The 19,809-nt window shown below is 54.1% G+C and carries 10 protein-coding genes; 4 read left to right on the top strand and 6 right to left on the bottom strand.

From position 1 onward, the window contains the following. Nucleotides 1–66: 66 nt before the first annotated feature. Nucleotides 67–2,817 (top strand): VWA domain-containing protein, encoded by a 2,751-nt coding sequence (locus KQI65_13845; protein ID MCB2205822.1) that lies wholly within the window; start codon nt 67–69, stop codon nt 2,815–2,817. A gap of 84 nt (nt 2,818–2,901) precedes the next feature. Here KQI65_13845 and KQI65_13840 read toward each other — a convergent pair whose 3' ends face one another. Beyond that, nucleotides 2,902–4,338 carry a hypothetical protein gene (locus KQI65_13840; GenBank protein MCB2205821.1) on the bottom strand — a complete coding sequence of 479 codons (1,437 nt, stop codon included), beginning with the start codon at nt 4,336–4,338 and terminating at the stop codon, nt 2,902–2,904. Between the two features lie 160 nt (nt 4,339–4,498). Between KQI65_13840 and KQI65_13835 the strand changes: the two genes are divergently transcribed. Together KQI65_13835 and KQI65_13830 are read left to right on the top strand one after the other, a co-directional pair. Continuing rightward, the gene (locus KQI65_13835; GenBank protein ID MCB2205820.1) at nt 4,499–6,367 is read left to right on the top strand and encodes a T9SS type A sorting domain-containing protein; all 1,869 of its coding nucleotides are present in this window, start codon (nt 4,499–4,501) and stop codon (nt 6,365–6,367) included. A gap of 414 nt (nt 6,368–6,781) precedes the next feature. Further along, the gene (locus KQI65_13830) at nt 6,782–7,585 is read left to right on the top strand and encodes a hypothetical protein (protein MCB2205819.1); all 804 of its coding nucleotides are present in this window, start codon (nt 6,782–6,784) and stop codon (nt 7,583–7,585) included. 45 nt (nt 7,586–7,630) lie between these two features. Here KQI65_13830 and KQI65_13825 read toward each other — a convergent pair whose 3' ends face one another. The 4 genes from KQI65_13825 to KQI65_13810 all read right to left on the bottom strand — a co-directional run bounded on the left by KQI65_13825 (nt 7,631) and on the right by KQI65_13810 (nt 14,902). Continuing rightward, the gene (locus KQI65_13825; protein MCB2205818.1) at nt 7,631–9,196 is read right to left on the bottom strand and encodes a bifunctional GNAT family N-acetyltransferase/carbon-nitrogen hydrolase family protein; all 1,566 of its coding nucleotides are present in this window, start codon (nt 9,194–9,196) and stop codon (nt 7,631–7,633) included. 185 nt (nt 9,197–9,381) lie between these two features. Next, on the bottom strand, nt 9,382–12,651 hold the full coding sequence (locus KQI65_13820) for a T9SS type A sorting domain-containing protein (protein MCB2205817.1): 3,270 nt from the start codon (nt 12,649–12,651) through the stop codon (nt 9,382–9,384). A gap of 499 nt (nt 12,652–13,150) precedes the next feature. Beyond that, nucleotides 13,151–13,489, bottom strand: a complete 339-nt coding sequence (locus tag KQI65_13815) for a hypothetical protein (protein MCB2205816.1) — start codon at nt 13,487–13,489, stop codon at nt 13,151–13,153. Nucleotides 13,490–13,564: 75 nt separating this feature from the next. Beyond that, a complete protein-coding gene (locus KQI65_13810; protein ID MCB2205815.1) occupies nt 13,565–14,902 on the bottom strand; it encodes a hypothetical protein in 1,338 nt (445 codons plus the stop codon). Nucleotides 14,903–15,479: 577 nt separating this feature from the next. On the opposite strand from KQI65_13810, the gene KQI65_13805 reads away from it, so the two are divergent. Next, nucleotides 15,480–17,399 carry a hypothetical protein gene (locus KQI65_13805; GenBank protein ID MCB2205814.1) on the top strand — a complete coding sequence of 640 codons (1,920 nt, stop codon included), beginning with the start codon at nt 15,480–15,482 and terminating at the stop codon, nt 17,397–17,399. 92 nt (nt 17,400–17,491) lie between these two features. Here the strand turns inward: KQI65_13805 and KQI65_13800 are convergent, their stop codons facing one another. Continuing rightward, the gene (locus KQI65_13800; GenBank protein ID MCB2205813.1) at nt 17,492–19,648 is read right to left on the bottom strand and encodes a T9SS type A sorting domain-containing protein; all 2,157 of its coding nucleotides are present in this window, start codon (nt 19,646–19,648) and stop codon (nt 17,492–17,494) included. Between the last annotated feature and the right edge of the window lie 161 nt (nt 19,649–19,809).

Below are 19,809 nucleotides of genomic sequence, written 5' to 3'. Positions count from 1 at the left end.
TACAGGCAGGGAAAATGACGATTATATCCTCAATCGGGATTATGAATTTTATTGGTGGAGGGCCACATGGCACGGCGTTTTCTGTTTCTCGCAATTGCACTTTCCTGCATGTCAGGCGCGACGTATGCACAGCCCTATTTGAATTTCAAACGCGCTGCAGTGAACTGGCCGACGATCGAGCTGTATTTCTCCGTCGCCTGCGATGGGACTCCGGCCTACAACATGGCGAAAGAGGATTTCAGCGTTTTTGAGAACGGGGTGGAGGTAAAGGATTTCACGATGTCCTGCCCGGATCCTTCACAGCACTGTCCTGCCTCGGTCGCTCTCGTCTTTGACGCATCCGGCTCAATGTCCGGCGCCGGTAACGCGGGCGCCATGGCTGCGGGACATGCATTCGTTGACAGAATGGACGAATCTGTTGACGAAGCTGTGGTGTTGTGGTTCAATGAGAGGGTGAATATTGCGCAGCAGACGACACGGCTGCAGTTCCTGCTGCATGCAGCGATAGACAGTCTGCCTGTCGGAGGAGCCACGGCCGTGTGGGATGGTGCGTATGAAGGAATCTTCGAGCTGATCAACAATGGCATCAATCCCTGTCGCGCGGTGATACTGCTCTGTGACGGAGCAGACAATTCCTCAACACGTACCCCTGCGGAAATCATTAACCTGGCCATTAATAATCACATTCGCGTATACACCGTGGCGTATGGCTCCAACGTCAACGCGGTGGAGCTGGAGATGATCGCGATACTCACCGGGGGACGTTACTACCGGACACCTGATGCGGGACAGCTGGCGTCGATATATGATGAGATTGCTACTATACTTTTCCAGGGATTCCAGGAATGCGTGATCACCTACGAGCGTGACTGCGCGGATGGAGAAATGCGTAGCGTCGAACTTCATCTGACGGATTTCTGCGGCGGCACGGACGTCAAAACCAGATCCTATCGTGCCCCGAGTGACTCATCCACGTATTCAGATCTGTACATGGAAGTTGGGACGCGTACAGGCGAGGGTAGGAGTGATATCACGATACCCCTCGAACTGCTGACGCCCGCGGGAGATAAACTATTCTACCCTTTCGAATACACCCTGCTCTATGACAAGAGCAAGCTGGTCTTTCTGGGTGCCGAAGCACCTCCAGGGACCCTCCTGGAAAATGTGGGGATCAATGCGACGGAAGTCGCTGGTGGCATGCGGGTGCAGACCACGGACAGGAAACTGCTCAGCGGCACCGGGACGCTTATGGAACTCACCTTCCGGGCGTCGGATCCGGACGACACAACCTGCGTGCAGATCGACGGGTCGGACGGTGTGTTAGAGCAGGGCTGTTTCCTGCCGAAGTTTACCTCCGGGGAAATCTGCATTTATCCACAGCTCCCAATTCTGACCTGTGATGTCGATGCGCCCCTGGAATTGACATGGCAACGCGCCATCAACGATTATCTCCCCAATCCCTTCGAGGTCGTCGGACGTTTCGGAAATCAGGGAGACTGGAGCGTGGAAAACGTCCGCTTCAAAATCGCGTACAACGCCAATGACATTGAGCTGGTGTCCCCGCTTTCAGACGAACAGCCCGGTGTCCCAGCAGATATCGATACCGGAGCCTATACGGAAGTGCGCTGGCAGGTGTCCGCCAAAAGACGGAGCAACGGTGTCGCCACACAGATATGTATCACGGCGATGGCGGATAATCACAGGGACGTAACCTGCTGCACCCCGGTGTACATTCCGCCCACGGATCCCATTCTCGAATGCGGTATCAATGTCCCGACTCTCGTGGCGGATACCGTGAGAGGTGTGTATGCCCCGATGCCATTTCCCGTGACGCTGACGGTCACGAATACCGGGGGGCTGCGAACGGATTCCGTTTTTGCGACCATCATCCTCCCGCCTGATCTCTCTCTGGCAGATATCGATGCGCCCGACAACAATACGAAACGCATTCTGCCGTCACGGTTATCCAGCGCACAATCCGGCAGCGTCATGTGGATGGTCAAGCACCCCCGAACACTAACCGCGCAGCAGTATGATATTCAAATTTGGGTAAAGACAGCGAATGCGGACTCAACAATGTGTCAGGTCACGATCACGATTCCGCCGCTCACTGCTCCATTGTCCGTTAAGATCAACCCACTTGGTGCTCTCACGTTCTGTGAGGGAGAGTCCCTTATACTCGATGGAGGTGCCGGGTATGAAACGTACCTGTGGTCAAAAGGCGATACAACGCGCCGCATCGAAGTCACGCAGAGCGGTGCGTTCTGGGTGGAGGTAACCGATTACTTCGGTCAGACCGCGATGTCGGATACCATCAACGTAACCGCAGTACCCCTGCCGCCGAAGCCGATGATTACGCGCAGCGGGGACAGTCTGCGAACGGATCCTGCCACGAGCTGGCAGTGGATGAAGGACACCACGTCCATTCCCGGCGCTACCGGACGATCTTACAAACTCGATGATGTTGGTGTGTACAGAGTCATCGTGCGGAACGGTGACGGATGTGAGAATGTCTCGGATCCATTCACCGTCGATGTACTCGATGCGGAGTTCCCCGTTCCGGGATTGTTCGCCGTGGATATCTACCCGCAGCCCGGCAGCGGCGCACTGAACCTTCGTTTCCACTCAAGCAGATCAGAATCGGTAGATATCACCGCATACGATCTGCTGGGTCGCGCGGTGTACTCCTCGGAGGCATTTCGTATCGTGGGACTGCACACCTTCACCATCGAAACCGACGGATGGGGAAGGGGCATCTACTACCTCCACATCCATCATGGCGGAGTAAACACCATCCGTGCGGTGCAGATTCGGTAGACTGCGTGGAAGGAAATATGCAGAAAGTGCATATTTCCCCAGCTGCAGGGGGGAGCGCCGCATGAAATATGCAGAAAGTGCATATCAGTCCATCAGGACATATCGGTGTCCGCTTCCTACAGGGTTGATATGTCCGGAGACGTGCGTATGGTAGCCGGTACTGATACCGCGTCCGCGTTCCACGACATAGAAGCTGCGATCGACATAATCGGGTCCCTGACTATGTACGATGGAGAATTGCTCGCTGTCAATGGAAATGTCGTGGAGACCAAAGATTTCGCCGAAGCTGAACGGTCCGAAATTCCCGCTGATCATTTGCTGTCCATCTCGTGACTGATACAGAGAATGTTTCTCAGTAGTCGGTGCTTCGCCGTCCCGTTCAATCGTAATCGTGCAGGGATATTCAATGCGATCATTATGGACGATCTCATCATCGACATGTATCGTGTACCACTCTGCATATGTTGTATCGGAGCCGTAGCGAGTACTCCTGAACCCTGAGTGTCGGTATCGCATTTCGAGCCCAGGGTTCAGTTCGAAAAATGTCGTACTGCGATCTTCAATGATCACAGGACTGATGATCTGTGAAACTCCCATCGTGAGCTCCGAGACACGTAGCGCAGCATTGTTTGTGGCATCCGCTGTCAGTCGCCAGCCTTTATCGACTTCCCGCCAGGAGCTTCCACCATCGGAGGAAAATTCATACACGGTTTCACCATCCTGATTCATGCAATGCGGAATATGTATTTCGGCATCAATGTCGACAGGCAGGAAGCGGTAGAGGATAGCATTCTCCTGCGGCTTGTGCACCTCGAATCCGCCGAACATGACACCACGTACGTAGGAGGGGGGCGCGTCTATAAAGGAAAGACGCATCTGATAGCAGCCTCCCTGTCCGAGCGGATTGTCCGTCCATGTAAAAACGGTATCTGCGGGACCCAGTATGACACCCTCCTTCCAGTCCTCATTCCCCATCTTCGTGTATTCGAGTATGGCTCTGATGGGACGATCAGTTTTTGGTCTCCAGTGTATCAAAACGGAGTCTGAATTGAAGTAAATCGTATTCTCCCTCGGTTCGATGAAATAGGCTGCTTCCTGCTCAATGCCTATAACCGCAGTCGAATCCATCTCAAGGGTATCCGTCCTGGCGATCGCGAACCTCCAGGCAGGAGCGTCCCAGAGGGCCACCTCCACATCGGTTCTCTGCTTTATTGCGGGAACAAGCTTGAGGAAGGTCCATTCAGATTTCGGAATTTTTCGATACCAGACAGCAAGGTTGGTCATGCTCGTGTCATAGAGTACCCAGCTGAGGCGTACCGTATCCCGGGATAGCAGTGTGCTGAATGTGGTATAGGAGGTCAACTCAAATGGCTTTTCCCATGTAACCGACGGCACGACCGAGGCAGATGGTTCCTGTGGAGTCTCCTCTGTGCAGGAGAGCAGAAGCAGGGAGAGGACGAGTAGTCCGGTCGCCTGTTGTAGACGAAAGTGGAATTGGAGAGAACGTGGCGCTGCTGTCATTGTCTGTACCTGACTGTCATGACTTCTGCATCTATGTGCTCGAATTACAAGACACATGAATAGCTGTAGCCGTTCCTATGCACATGAGCTTGACCATAACATATTAAATGACGATTATATCTTCAATCAGGTTCCCTGAATATTACTGGTGGAGGGCCACATGGCAATGCGTATTCTGTTTCTCGCAATTGCACTTTCCTGCCTGTCAGGTGCGATGGATGCACAACCGAGAGGGAGTAGATTGAATCGAACTCCTCTTACTGTGCCGCTTGAGAACGTATCCTCGCGCTACGTCGTGGATGATCATACAGAGATGCTGGGGGAGGCTATGCAGCTCAAATCCGGGGCTGTGAGAGATAGCCTGGGGAATGCATGGGTTGAGTTGCACTCGGGCAGAAATGATTGTCCCATGTGCGGCTGGTACCGGTACGCAGTCGATGGATTACATATGCTCAAAGACAGTGCAGGCAGCACCGTTGACCGGTTGTGGCTTCCTCTTGAGTGCAGCGTTGGTGAAATTTTCGAAAGCGGAATGATCGTTGATACCGGCAGCGTACACTGTGGTGTAACGCGAAGAAGTACGGTGACGATTGACTACGGTGCAGATGGAGTATGGAGATGGGCGGACCAACTTGGCGCGGTGCAGGTGGATCAGGGGAATCGCACGTTTCGCTTCATGGAATCGACATCATGTTTCGCGCCTCTGAGAATCTTCCAGGAACAGGAATTCACTCCACCCTTCGGAGACGAAGATCTGCTCGTGTTTCGGCGCCGAACCACACACTGGTTCACAACGGATTGGCATAATTATTTTCTCAAGACCCTGAAGAGGGGACAGAATATCAGGGGATCCTGGCATTCAGGATATTTATTGCTGCCAAAACGATATCGTATCCCGTACGATGGAGTGCGCGTTTCCCTGAATGAGAGAAATGTCCTGACCTGGTATGAGGTTTACGAAAACGATTCCCTCGAACTGTACCCCGCGTTCATTCCAACGAGGGATGAAATACTCCTGAACGATGTAGCCTGGACAGTTGCCCGGCGTTTTGACACGCTGGTTTTGGGAGCGGATTGTAGGGCGTATGAGTTGGTCCGCGGCCCCCATTCACGTATCATTACTGACCGATTCGGAGAGATCCGCGCGTTTACCGGATCCGAATCGGTTGACGCAGGAGAATGCTATCTCACTTCGGCTGTGGTGCGAGATACGTCTTTCAATCGTGACAGTTCGCGCTACAGGTATTTCGACCTCTGTGAAGGTGATCGCATGCAATTCAAACGGACGTTTGAATGGAGTGAAAGCATAGATTGGTGGGAGTTTGCAGCCGACTCCATCATTTCGGGCGATACCTGGTTTCTCCTCCCGCAGACAAGGTTAGGCATATTCGGCAGACCACTTTCCGGGTGGTTGCGATGGGCTGAGGACGGGCTGCATAGCTATGACACGCAGGGAGGCGCAGACAATCTTATTCTTCGCAGTGATGCGAGTCTTGGCGACTGGTGCGAGTGGGGCATCGTGTATGACACGAGCACCGTCATCGATGCCGGTGTACACCGTCGATTGTTGAAAGCCGCAGCCGATATCGGTTATTCCACTGAAGGTGCTCCAGGATGGACAGTGTACCTTTTGGCAGGAGTGGGGATGCAACTGGCTGAGTGGGTAGGATGGGAGTACAAATCACGGTTTGAGCTTTTATACGCGGAAAACTGTGGTGAGACCTGGGGCGATCTTGTAGAGATTGACACTGAACTCTTGCAGCCCTCCAGTCTCGAACTTTCTGTGTATCCAAATCCCATCCCGCTGAGCCAGCAGGATGTGGTGATTGTGGGTGACGGATTTCAGGCAGGGATGGCGCAGCTGTGTGTTACAGATATGCTTGGACGCGAAATTCAGACTGCCAGTATCTCACTTGTCGGTTCAAGCGTTCGACATCAAATCACACTCAACAATACCTCTCCTGGCCTGTACATGGTGACACTGCACCAATCCAGCCGTGCCCTTCACACCAAGCTGCTTGTATACTGATGCTGGGTGAAATGCAATATGCAGAAACTGCATAATGCTTCAGATGAGGAACGGAGCAGTCGATACGGTAAAGGAACCGACAGGTGCTGGGTGAACACGGAATTCCCGTCCTCTTGGCAAGGATTTACGGCATGATGACAATACGCTGCGTGAGGGCTCGCGGTGATGCTGCCGGGGTGCCTTCGCTTTACAGATGGGGGTAGTACATCCCGGCCGGATCAAGATGGCGGCATATGCATCTTTCCCTGAATTCCTTATATTGTTCTTGGTCCCATCATATTTCATTGTTTGAGCATTGTCCCAGATGCGTGAAGAGGAGCGTACGGCCCGGAGTACTTCATTGGTCCAGGTGACGCCATTCGATCACTGCTGAAAGGCGCAGCAGTAGACGCATCTTCTAAAGGAGTAGCCCTCATGTCTGAAGAAGAAACGGTAGAGGCGGCCGTAGTCGAACCAATTCAATCGGTACGGCGTGAATATCCGATCATCCACCTCACGGAATTAAGTGAGATGGAGGAAGAAGGGAAAGACGATCTCCCGATGCTGTACCGTCGGCTCGCGGAGGTCGAAGAGGCGGCACAGCAGTACGCACACAATCCGCAGTTCACCCGTGGCGTGCTTGATCACACCACGCGGGCGCGGCGCTTGCTCACGGGAGCCAGCGCAAACGAAGCGATCACGGAAATGAATCGCGCCGTGTCCATGATCAACCGTGCCATCATTTCCGATGAATCCAGGGACACGCGATGGCGAATCTTCTTTGTGAATATTGTCTGGTTTGCAGCGCTGTTGGGATTGGAGTACACCTTCCGATCGATGGCGGACTCTGACATTTCTCTCGGGAAATTCCTTCCTGATCTCTATCAATATCTCTGGCTTGGGATGCTCGGTGGTGTGACAGCATCGTGGTGGGGTATCGTCCGGCATACGCGCAGCCTGGCGTTCGACCCATCCTACGGCACGTGGTACATGCTCAAACCTGCGATGGGAGCGATCATGGGTGGACTCGCTGTGCTCATTATCCAGACCGCGCTTCTTGCCATATCACGAGATGCGGTCATCGACCAGAACCATCTCCTCCTGATCATTGCTTTCCTGGCCGGCTTCTCCGAACGTTTCTCCATCGGAATTATCGACAAGGTGATGAGTTCTCTGCTCGGTGATAGTGACAGCGCCCGAACCGATGCCCCGGAATCCGGGTTGTTCAGGAGCCGGTAATCGAAATGCTGGGGGGGAGGCTGCGACGATGGGACAGGCGTTGGACTACTGTCCACCACCCCTGCTTTTCATCTTCAATTCATACAGATCCGTCCTTCGGTCTTTGAGCGTGCGCACACTTCCATGTTCATGCAGTTCCATGAGCAGTTCGAGGTCCACATCTGCGATCAGTGTCATTTCTGTATTCGCCGTCGCTTCCGCCTTTATGCTGTTGGTGGGGAAGGCGAAGTCGGAAGGAGTGAAGATGGCTGACTGCGCGTACTGGATGTCCATGTTGTTGACCTTGGGGAGATTGCCGACGCAGCCGGCGATGGCAACGTAGCATTCGTTTTCAATCGCCCGTGCCTGTGCGCAGCGCTTGACACGGTTGTAGCCGTTCTGCGTATCGGTGAGGAAGGGTACGAAAAGAATCTGCACCCCCTGGTCAGCGTACAGCCGCGCAAGCTCAGGGAATTCCACGTCATAGCAGATCAGGATTCCAATGCGTCCGGCATCCGTGTCAAATGCAACGACGCTGTCTCCACCTGATATTCCCCAGGCGTCTACTTCACTCGGCGTAATATGAATCTTGCGATACTCATCCCATGTTCCGTCACGCCTGCAGAGATATGAAATGTTGTAGAGTTTCCCATCCTCGAGCAGTGGCATGCTGCCGATGATGATATTCACATTGTAGCTCATCGCGAACTCCACGCATTTCGCGCGGATATCCTCTGTGAAATTTGCCAGCTCACGAATTGCTTTCGCCTCTCCGAGATGATTGTACTCGGCCATCAACGGCGCGTTGAAGAGTTCAGGGAAGAGGATGAAATCCGATGCATAATCACTGACGGCATCAATGAAATACTCCATCTGCTCGAGCAGCGCCTCAAGTCCGTCAAAATGCCGCATCTGCCACTGGACGACACCGAGACGCACGACAGGTTTGGGGCGCTTGATGAGTCTGGTTTCCTCCTCGTAGTAAATGTTATTCCATTCGAGAAGCGTGGCATACTCGCGCGACTGACTGTCCCCGGGCAGGTATCCTTTCAGGACTTTCTTCACGTGGAAGCCGTTGGAAAGCTGGAATGAGAGAGTCGGGTCATGCAATTCCCGCAGCCGGACTTTCTCAATGTACTCACGCGGCGTCATGTTGTCTGCGTATTTCTCGAAGTTCGGGATGCGTCCCCCGGCGACGATGCCCCGCAGATTCAGGTTCTCACAGAGCTCCTTTCGCGCATCGTACAGTCGCCGGCCGAGACGCAGTCCGCGGTACTCCGAATGCACGAAAATCTCGATGCCGTACAGAATATCCCCATCTGAATCGTGCGTGTCGAAACTGTATGTCCCCGTGATCTCACGGTATGTATGATTGTCGCCGAACTTGCTGTAGTCGACGATGATGGCCAGCGCGGAAGCGACCACGCGACCGTTCACCACCACGCAGATCTGTCCCTCCGGGAAAATATCCAGCAGCTTGCGTATGGCGTCTTCCGACCAGTGCGCTCCGCCGATGGCGGAATACGCATCGGTCATCGCCTCCTTGAGGTCGAGATAATCCTCGAGCTGCAGATGACGGAGTTCGATTGTCGCGGGAGCCGGTGTGGGAGTTTCAGCGGTATGTTCAGACATGCGTGCTTTCAGATTTCCTGTTTGCGTGAAGACTTTTTCTTATGCAATGATAACGAATTCCATGCGTTTCCCGTTCAGTGACCATCGCTCGAGCATGTATGATTGACCAAGAGCTCTGCGCTGGATAGAATAAAACAGGCCCCGTTTCCGGAGCCTGCATCCATGAGGTAATCGAGATGGTGCGTTTATTTGCTCAGCGCCATCTTGATATTCTTCGTGAAGGTGACGCCAGAGGACGCACCGGTCATATTGATCGTCGCGATGTACGTGCCGCTGGAGAGCGAAGACGCATCGAAGGTCACTTCGTGTGTGCCGCTTTCGACGATACCGTCAACCAGCGTGGCGACCGCGCGTCCCAGCGCGTCGGTAACGGTAAGACGCACGTTGCTGTTTTCCTGCACGTGGTAACGAATCACCGTTGTGGGATTGAACGGGTTGGGATAGTTCTGATCCATCGCAAAACTGTTCGCATTGCTGTTGCCGGACTTCGGTGTTCCGCCGTAGTACGGGGTGGACTGCGCCCAGTTGATCTTCATGGCAACGTAATCGAGGTTGTTCACCACGCCGTTCCCGTCGGTGTCCATGTAGCAGCCCTCGGGGGTGAGCCACGGCGCGCCGGCCTGCGGTTTCCATTCGAGGTAGGTGAAGGGATTGCTTTCCACATCAGCCTGGTAGCGTGCGGGACCGTTGAGCCAGGTCGTACGGAGGTTGGCGTTGAAGATGTAGAGATTCAGCGCGCGTCGATCGGTGTAGTTGACGATGGCGTCATTATTGACGTCACCCGGCCACACAACGCAGGGCTGCTGTCCGGTTCCGACCACGAGCAGTGCGGAAGGATACGGCATGTACTCATGGTACACATCACAGCTGTTCTTCGTGTTGAACACCACTTCGATCTTGTACGCGCCCGGCGGCAGAGAAGACGGTAGTGTGATGTACTGCACGCCGTTGAGCGCAACGTCCGCGGCCTTGTTCGCATTGAACGAGGTCTGCCAGACGACGGTTTCCGTATGGACGTTGATGAAACGCACGGTGAAGCCGACAGTCGAAGCAAACTCGGGGAAGGTTACGGAGTATTTCACGCCGATGCTGCCCGGCGCTTCGCAGTAGGCTGCGGGGTACCCGTACTCGTCGACAAACGAATAATTCAGGGAGCCGGGAATGACGTAGCAGGCTTCGTCCGCCCCGCGGTAGGGATTGACGCGCGTGTCGCCATCGATGTCATCGGTGACTTCCGTGAGCAGTGTGCCGAAGAGAGCGATGTCGTCGTCGGAAGGACTGGCGAGATGCAGATCACCGGTGAGGGTGTTCTTGAAACTGACCAGCTTGTCGATGGAGTTGGCATCCATTCCCGAAGCTGCCTGCAGAGCCGCGAGGTTTGTGATCGTGCCGCCCCAGTATCCGAAGCTGCTGCCGTTGGTGTGGAATACGTTGAAGTCGGATGCAATGATACTGGTCGTACTCGGCACATACCAGTTCATCCCCGGTCCGTCAGTATAGAAAATATTGTTGTAGTAACGCTGGTTCGAGCCGTAGTACGAATACACCGTGTACGAACTTGTGTATGGAGTTTTCGTGTACACGGTGTTGTGCGCGAACAGGAGGTTGTCGCAGTAATAGGGACGCACGCCATAGGTGGTGGACGTCGAATTCATTACCGAAACAAAGTTGTTCACGAAGCGGCTTTCACCCGTCTGATAGTAGTTGTCGTAATACAGGTAGACGCCGTAGCTGTAGGTACCACCATCCGCCAGGAAGGTGTTGCGTTCCATCTTCGTGTTGTAGCCGTAATAGAACAGTCCGAGATACTTGGTGGTATATGCGGAGTTCTGAACCACGGTATTCCCGAGGAAGCTGAGCTCGCCGATATAGTACATGTAGAGGGGATAGTAGTACTGTCCGGTGAACGTGCAGTTCTCGATAACGTTAAAGTCCTCAGTTGCCGTTGTGCCTGAACCGTACATATACATGCCGTAGCTGCCGTTCTGGATGTTGCAGTTGCGGAAAGTCATGTAATTGTCGAGAGAACCGCTCGGGGATTCCACCACCGCGGTGACGTTGGAAATCGTGGTCGTCGGCATGGAGATGAGATCGAGATTCTCAAATGTACAATGCTCTGCGCCGCCTGTGATGTGCAGAGCGCGGCAGTCCGAAGGATTGGTAGCGCGGATGGTCATGTTGCGGATGGTGACGTAATCCGTGTTGTCGATGACGAGCGTGGGATTGCCGGTGGTCGATGCATAGGTCACGGTGACATCACCGCGGTTACCGCTTTCCGACTCGATGGTAATGGTGTTTACCGAGGAAACGCCGGTGATACTTGTCGGACGACCGATACGCATCTGTTCGTTGTAGGTGCCGGAACGCACCTTGAGGACGACAGGACCACAGAGTCCGGTGGCATGGATATCAGCCAGGGCATCCGTCAGGTTCGCATAATCCGGCGATGCGCCGCCGACGGTGAAGGTGCCGCTCAGCGCAGGTTTCACGCTCGCCATGAGCGTATCGTTGCTGATGCGCGTATCCTGCACGCCGTTCGGCAGACTGCTGATGGCCACGATATTGTGGAGCACACCGGGATTGAAGGTTTTCGTTCCGAGCGTGACTTCTTCATTTGCAGTGCTCGGGAGACTTCCGGTCCAGTACAGTGGCGTTTGCGGTATACCGTCGAAGGTCCAGTTGATCTGCACGCTGGTAAGCGTGTTGTTGCCCATATTGAACAGACGCACCTTGATCGGTTCCGTTCCGCCACAGAAATTGACAGGCGATGTCAGGGAGAAGAGCGCCGCGTCGTTCGGAGCGACGACGCCCGGATCGTATTTCACCGTGCCGCAAAGCTGACGGGGATAGTTGACGTACCCGAAGCTGACCGTACCGGCCTGCCAGTTCGTCGAACCGGTGCTGGCGTAGGATTCGGTATTGATGGAGATCCACGAATCAGACGTGATGTATGTACCCGTCACGCCTGTCTGATAGCGCACGCCCAGCGGCGAGAAGATGGCAAATCCATACGTCTGGTTTGGATTGATGTTGAAATTCATGTTGACCGGGATTTCAAAATCGCCGGTGGTGTTCGTCACCGTCGTCTGTGCGCGACCGACGAAGGTCCAACCTGTATTGTCATTCGCAACAATACCGCCGGCCTTGGCCCAGATTTCGACATAGTCCGTTCCCGTCGTCCCGAAGGCGCTGGAGAAGCGATAAATCTGCACGGGCTGCAGCGCGGTGATATTGAACATGATCGAACTGTTCGCGCCGGCACCGTTGTTGGCGGTGTGCCCGGTGGAAAGAGACATCGATCCCTGCGCCTGCACAGCTGCGGGCAGCAGGGCGCTGCCAAGCAGTCCGCTGCCGAGCGCGACACAGAAGATCAGGACTATACGCAGCATCCGCTGAGCGAATGTCGGCGTGTTCACGCCGCACCGCGTACCGGGAAACATGGAGCACTTGTGCATTTCAGACCTCGTTTATGAACAATCCTTACTTGGGCTTTTCAAATTTTCCTCGCCCGGGCCCCGCCATTCTTCCACGGTGGAAAAAGAAGAATGCATTTATTACCGCACAAACATGTAAAAGGTCAGGAACTCCGGCAATGGAAAAATCCATGCATGGCCGGAACCGCACGCTGTGCAATAAAGACACAGTGCAAGTGCTATTTTGAAAATGATGGAGTGTGCTAAAAAGAGACAGCGGGTGGGTCGCTAATCGCGGAGATCTGCATCAGGCTGGAAACAACAAACCCGGACACACTGTGTGCCCGGGTTTGTCGTCTATGATAATCTGTGGTGTGTGCTTAGCCAATGATAAGCTGCACGGCCAGCATGCCAACGCCCAGAACAATGACCGATACCATAAGGATGAGGCCAATGGGCAGGCGCTCCGTTTGCTGAGTTTGCTCAGACATGGTGCTCCTCCAAAATTGAAATGTTCGAAAAGATGCCTGTTGTCGTGGAATCAGCAGGCTGGAGGGGCACGGGGGGAGAGAAAGAGGAATTCCGGCGCATCGGGCAGGATATCAGGCGCCGGTCTGAGACGGGGAACGGGTGGACTGCTCTGCGTCGGCGTCACCTTGACGGGGCTGACGCTGACCTGACGACGTTCCTGCCGGACATGGGCGAAGGACTGAGCCGTTGAGAGCTGTTCCTCCGCTTCGGCTTCCTGCACTGGAATGAGAGGACCTGCCACCATCGTGGTGCTGGAAGGAACCCATCCCTGAAGCTCGCCCTGCGGACTAACTGCCAGCAGAAAGAGGCAAGCGGTGATCAGTGCCGGTATGAATATTCGCCGAAGCATGTTGAAAGAACGGCAAATCCCGCATACCAATCAATGAAAATCGACATGCATGGAATGAAACTGCCCAGATCCGCCTTAGTCCAGGAGCTGATATGTGCGGCTTTGGGAGGTAGGCGTGATGTGTCCGGTGACCACTGTATGAGCGGCGGAAACGAGTCCCCGGCCGCGCTCAGTGCGATAGCGCCTGGTTGTTGTAGATGTGGGTGTCTGCTGTATCACCAGATTATTGGAAAATTCGTCTATCGAGGCGTCATGAATCCCGAAGATCTCGCCGAGGCTGAACGGTTCAAAATCTCCTTTGATCAGTTGCTGTCCGCTCCGTTCCTGCCAGAGCAGCTGCGTCGAGGTTGTTGACGTGCCGTTCCCGTCGCGAACAGTCACAGTACACGGATACTCCGTGCGGCCGTTGCGGACGATCTCATCGTCAATATGTACTGTGAGCCATTGCGTCAAAACGGTGTCGGAAGGCAGGTGGAGTCCAACTTTGACATCAGCGCGCATGTAACGGAGTTCCATACCTTTCTGCAGGGCAAAGTAAGTCGCGCTGCGATCCTCGATAGTGAATGGTCCCGTAGTCGCAGTCATCCCCAGCGTTGGCTGCGTCACGCGCAGCATGGCAGATGTCGTGGCCTCAGCCATGACCACCCATTCTTTTTCCACATCATTCCAGCTCACGCCACCATCCGTCGAGAGCGCGTACTGTGTCGATTCCGCGGGCGTCATGCAATCAGGGATGATGATCTCATCCTCGATACTTGCCGGGAGAAAACGATACAGCACATCACCTTCACGGGGATGGTCTACATTAAAGGAAGCGAATTTCAGTTCCTCCACAGTTGACCATGTATTCCAGTACTGGGCACTGATGCGCATTTTGTTGCATCCTCCCGCGTAGAACGGCGGCCGCACCCAGGTGTATACGGTATCAGCGCGCGTAAGCATCAGGGCATGATGCCAGTCGTCCTTTCCCTCCGTGGCTATTTCGATCTGGACCTTTTCAATGCCATCTACCAATGGACGCCAGTGTATTCGCAGGGAATCAGAGCGCAGGTACAGCATGCCGTCCACCGGTTCCAGGAGGTACACCTGCTGCTTGTCCACTGTCAGCACAGCGGAGGAATCCCGTTCCTTCCCGTTCACACGCGTCACCGCAAAACGCACACTGGAGATGTCCGCAAGATCCACCGGCACATCATAGTATGGCAGTGCCGCCGGCACCGTTTCGATGTAGTTCCACCGCGGCAACGCATCTTTCTGATACCAGATGCTCACTTCACGAATGGTGCTGTCATACAGAACCCAACGCAACCGTGGTGCCGGGAGCGGCGCGATCGTGTCGGGAGTGAGATAGGATAGAAGGGCAAACGGTTTCTCCCATGCGGCCGGCGGTGCAGTTTCGCTTTGCTGCTGCACGGGAAGATCCTCCTGGCAGGACAGACAGAACATGAGCACGCCAGCAAGCATCGCCCCTTGTATCACTCGTCTCATCACCCTATGACTGTTCAAAATTATCACCAGCATGCCAGTGGAGTGGGACAGTGTGCCGCACTGCGGGGAAGAATACAGTTCACAGAAAATATTCCCCCCAATACGGTAATTCATCATATGGAATACGAGAAACACATGCAATACCTTCAGTTTCCCACATTTTGGAGTGTCATCAGGATTGCGGGCATGGTTGATGCGGATGCAGGGGAATTAACCTCGAGATCGGAAGGACACGGTCAGATCGCAAGTACGGTGCTGGATTTGAAGCGCCATCTGCCTTCGGATCGACACTCTCGATGTTGATGCAGCGAAGAATGCGGTGCTTCCCTTCCTCAGAACTCCCGACAGCGTGGCGGTATGGACAAAAGATTTTTTCATGCAGCGGTGGAGAGGGTGGAGGTGTGACCACCGGGAAGATTGATTGCGCATTCCTTGCAGTACACCTCATTTCTGCATATATATGAAAGAAGACATTGTCCTCTCTTGACCGCATGGGGGAATCTTGCGCGCTTTCTTCTTCGTCATTTCGCTGGTGTTGCTTTCCGGTTGCCAATCGCTGCCGCTGCTTGACACCGTCATCCGGCAGGGTTCGGGGTGTACGTTCGAGAAGATCGACGGTCCACGTGGCGACGTCGTGTTGTCCATCGTGTCGGACAGCAACGGAATGGTATTTGCCGGTATGCGAGGAAAGGGAGTGTTTCGCTCGACCGATGGCGGGAACTCGTGGGAAGCGACGGCGCTGAAGGAAGGGGCAGTGTATCCACTGTACGTGACTGCCACGGGGAAACTCTTTGCGTTCATCCGAAAGCCCTTTTTCGACAGAATGATTGCGGTTTCTACCGACCAGGGGCATACATGGGAGTCCCTTCCCGAAGAGTACGACCGCTACATCGGAAGTACGGTCATACGTCAATGGGAAGGAAGCCTTTACAGCGAAGGCATGGATGAGAACAGGGTTGGAGGTGCCGGTCTGCATCAGTCGACGGATGACGGTGTGACATGGACCACCCTGCAGAGGACACCGCCGCACTCAGAACGTTGCCATGGCGAATACCCGCTGGAAATCTTGTCCGATACCGCAATGTTTACTCAATGTCCCTATGGCATATTTCACAGCAGCGATCATGGGATCTCATGGAGAAAGCTTGATTTACCCTTCGGATATTTTTCAGGTCTGAGCATAGATCCTCTGGGCGGTGTAATCACAGAGGCAATGGATTCACTGATGAGTCCAGGCCCGAGATCCCTGATCCGAATTGATCCCTCTGGTGACAGTTGGACAACTGCTCCATTTACACAACGATTTCTCCTTGAGTCCCCGTCCATCGTCCTGCAGAGTGGGAGAGTGCTGAGTGGTAAGAAGTCGTCCTCGATGGGGATATGGTACTCGGCGGACAGCGGACAATCCTGGCAGGAAACATCAGTTATAACCGGTGCAGTCAATGATTTCTGTGAAACGCCGGACGGTACAGCCTTTGCGGCCATGCACGGCGCGATAATGCGGTCGGTCGATGACGGCCGCACATGGATGGAATCCTCAGATGGTCTCGGACAGCGTGGTATCACCCATCTGTTCAGGGATGATGCGGGGAATACTTGGGCCGGGACGGCACTGGGTGGATTGTATCGTTCGGCGGACGATGGCGGGAGCTGGATGCGGTCTACTCCCGGACTCCATAACATCAAACGCGGTTTCTCGCTTGCACCTGGACACATTGTCATCGGCAGCAGTTCATCTGCACCGAATGATATTTACAGGTTCAATGGCAGTGTCCTTCACCAGGATTTCATTTGCACCGGACTGAGTGTTCATGTCTCTCATGATACCGGTAAAACCTGGAGCACACTGGATGTCCGGAGCGTCGATAACTGGGCGATGGAGCCAGGGAAAGGAATGCACGTATTCACTGGCGGACGTGAGAACAATTTCAGCACTGATGGAGGGGACACCTGGTCGACGGACCCAATGTTCAGCGAAGCGCGTGACATCCATGCTACTACTTCGGGTATATATGCGGTTCGAGGAGATACGCTGTTTCATCGGCGGTACGATGCAGAGGAAACAACTATGCTTCTTACGGAACGCTTTCTGCAAGATGTTTTCACCATGGGTCATACGATCATCTGCCTGACTCCATGGAAACTCATGCGCAGCACGGATGCCGGCGAGAGCTGGGACGCATGGCGCAAAGATCGTGATGATCTACGATTCGAGCATCTTCTCACCGTGAACGACTCCACTGTTGCCATTATCGGGAAGCGGCCCTACATATACCTGAGCATGGATGCAGGTGCGACCTGGCGAGAAATTCAGCTCGCAATCGGGAAACACGGACACATCACAAGCGCAGTGCTGGATTCAAAAGGCCACCTGTTTCTCGGCACGACATCGGGATTGTTCAGGTCGAGAACTCCATTGTAGCGCTACTTGATAATCTGCATGATTTTGCATGGTATGTAATCAAATTATTGACATACCATGCAATCCAGTGTTACTTAGTGTTCGTCTGTGTGTTACCGCAGGACCACCACCCTTTTGGTAAGGCGCGGACCACCGGAACGCAGCCGGTCGCTTAAAGAGGCGACACGAAGCAGGTACACTCCCTCCGGCAGCCCGGAGACATCAATGCTTCCAGTGAGGGCGGAGGTGCTGCTTGAATGGACAACCTCTCTGCCGGAAAGATCGATGAGACATACATTGACCGTGGCATCTGCTCCATGTATAGTCCATGTGATCCTGTCATGTGCGGGTGTCGGCCACGCAGAAAGAACAGGTCCTTCAGGGGATACTGCATCCTCCGTTACCGATAGCGGAACTGCATCATACGCGAACAATCCATACTCGCTGTTCACGAGCAGACGGCTGCGCTCCGTATAGCCGACTCTTGAATACATGATGTAATTCCTGGGTGTGAAGAATGCCGCTGGCAGACCTTCCCCGATTGACTTCCAGGACATTCCGTCATCTGTGGAGAGCACGACATCCTGTATCGGATGCGTCTGGTGTCGCTCATCGAGGAAGCCGCGGCAGACAATCCCCGCGAAGGTGCCATCGCTGTTGACTGTCGCGTCAACCAATCCGACATCCAGTCCGGCTTCGGTTGGACCTGTCCAGTCCTCTCCCTGTGTCCGCGACGTCCATGCCATGTTGCCGACAGTGTACACAAGCACATGGTCGTTGGCGATGATGTTTCTGTACCCTCCCTGGCCCTGGGGCAGAGAGAATTCCGACCAGCTGGCACCTCTGTCGTATGAACGTAAAAGTACATCCCGCGTCAGGGCATACAGCGTGTTTCCTTCTTCCCTGAAATTGGATACAGGGGTCAGGCTCGTATAGGTATCCGAGAAGCTTCGTCCCTGATCCGTTGACCGAATGATCCTGCTGTCCGAGACCGAAACAAGGATGATTTCATCCAGCGCGATAAAGTCATACATCTCCCATTCGAATGGCTGCTCCCAGGTCCTGGCGCTGTCGCGTGAGATACGAAGACGTCCGCGGTTCTCATACATGATTCCGTCGGAGGTCATTTGCAGTGCGTATGGATTGATGCCGCTCCCGATTCCCGGGTAGCACCAGGTTGTCCCGCCGTCACTGCTCAAGGCGTACCTTCCCCCCATGACATGTACCCGTTGACCACGCGTTTCGAAATGGATGATATGTGGCGAAGACAGCCCATTCATACATTCCTCGAAGGCGATGCCATCTGTGGATCTGCGCATGACACTCTCACTTCCGGCGAATATGCGTCCGTCATATTGTCCGTAGTACTCAAGAGTGGAGGCAAGTGTGGAGTCGGCGATTCTCCACGACGCTCCATCATCGCTGCTCTCCAGGATGTAACTGTGTGGCCCGTAGGGAGACCCATGCGAAACGAGCAGACGGCCGTCTTCCGTCGCGATGGCATTGAATGCAAACGGCCAAAGGTTATCACGGTTGTACAGCTCTTTCACCGAGTCCGCAACGGCATCATATTTGAGCATGCGATACCAGCTGTTCATATAGATGTCACCGTTTGGCTGATGAAATACTGTCTGCAATTGCGTGCCCTCCTCAACGCCGCCTTCATACGGAATCCAGTTGCTGCTTCCTCCATCGAAGCGCAGCAGCCGGTTGCGGTCGTTGCACCACAGACTGCCATCATATCCCGTACTCAAGACGTCCTCGGTATAAAGCTGCGACAGTTGGAAGTCGATCGGAGCAAAACCACCCCAGTGTGCGCCCTTATCCTCAGATACGAAGACGGAATCCATCTCCACGGCATGCATTACCCCGTACACCTTTCCGTCAGCGCTGCAGCAGAAAGCCCGTAACGGACGTTCGGTCGGAACGAACGTGAACGTTCTCCCTTGATCCGAACTGCGGTAGAATCTTGTTGTGGAGGAAGGACTTTCTGCGAGCAAATACAGATCTTCTCCACTTACCTCGAAATTCCGAACCTCCAGGGAATCGGGAGCGGCACGCAATTCCCATGAATCTCCGCCATTCGTCGAAACATAGAATTCAGTCCGCGGGAAAGGAAGGGCATACAGAACCCCTGAAGTCGATACTTCAAAGTCCCATACATTCATACCCTCCAGCGACATCAGACGGGTCCATTGGGCCTGGGCCGGAAGCGGCAGCACCGCAATGAGACTGAGTATGGTGAACATGCCCTGTAGTACGAGTTTCATAAACCCTCCTGATGCAGTACGATCTTTTCCGAAGTGATCCCTGTTTTCGGCAACTGTCGAGAATAAAAAATTTTGTTCAGCATTTCAACGATTGGGAGGCACAGTTATTTCGATGATGTGGTACGAGTTAAACACCAGAGGTAGTGTGTTGTTACAATTAT

The organism is bacterium (genome assembly GCA_020444325.1).
GTDB lineage: Bacteria > Bacteroidota > Ignavibacteria > SZUA-365 > SZUA-365 > BM516.
This window is presented reverse-complemented; position numbering and strand designations above follow the sequence as displayed.

What these genes read in the sequence shown, in the direction of transcription:
- KQI65_13845 (MCB2205822.1), top strand. Translation starts at nt 67, where the DNA reads ATGGCACGGCGTTTTCTGTTTCTCGCAATTGCACTTTCCTGCATGTCA.
- KQI65_13840 (MCB2205821.1), bottom strand. Translation starts at nt 4,338, where the DNA reads ATGACAGCAGCGCCACGTTCTCTCCAATTCCACTTTCGTCTACAACAG.
- KQI65_13835 (MCB2205820.1), top strand. Translation starts at nt 4,499, where the DNA reads ATGGCAATGCGTATTCTGTTTCTCGCAATTGCACTTTCCTGCCTGTCA.
- KQI65_13830 (MCB2205819.1), top strand. Translation starts at nt 6,782, where the DNA reads ATGTCTGAAGAAGAAACGGTAGAGGCGGCCGTAGTCGAACCAATTCAA.
- KQI65_13825 (MCB2205818.1), bottom strand. Translation starts at nt 9,196, where the DNA reads ATGTCTGAACATACCGCTGAAACTCCCACACCGGCTCCCGCGACAATC.
- KQI65_13820 (MCB2205817.1), bottom strand. Translation starts at nt 12,651, where the DNA reads ATGCACAAGTGCTCCATGTTTCCCGGTACGCGGTGCGGCGTGAACACG.
- KQI65_13815 (MCB2205816.1), bottom strand. Translation starts at nt 13,489, where the DNA reads ATGCTTCGGCGAATATTCATACCGGCACTGATCACCGCTTGCCTCTTT.
- KQI65_13800 (MCB2205813.1), bottom strand. Translation starts at nt 19,648, where the DNA reads ATGAAACTCGTACTACAGGGCATGTTCACCATACTCAGTCTCATTGCG.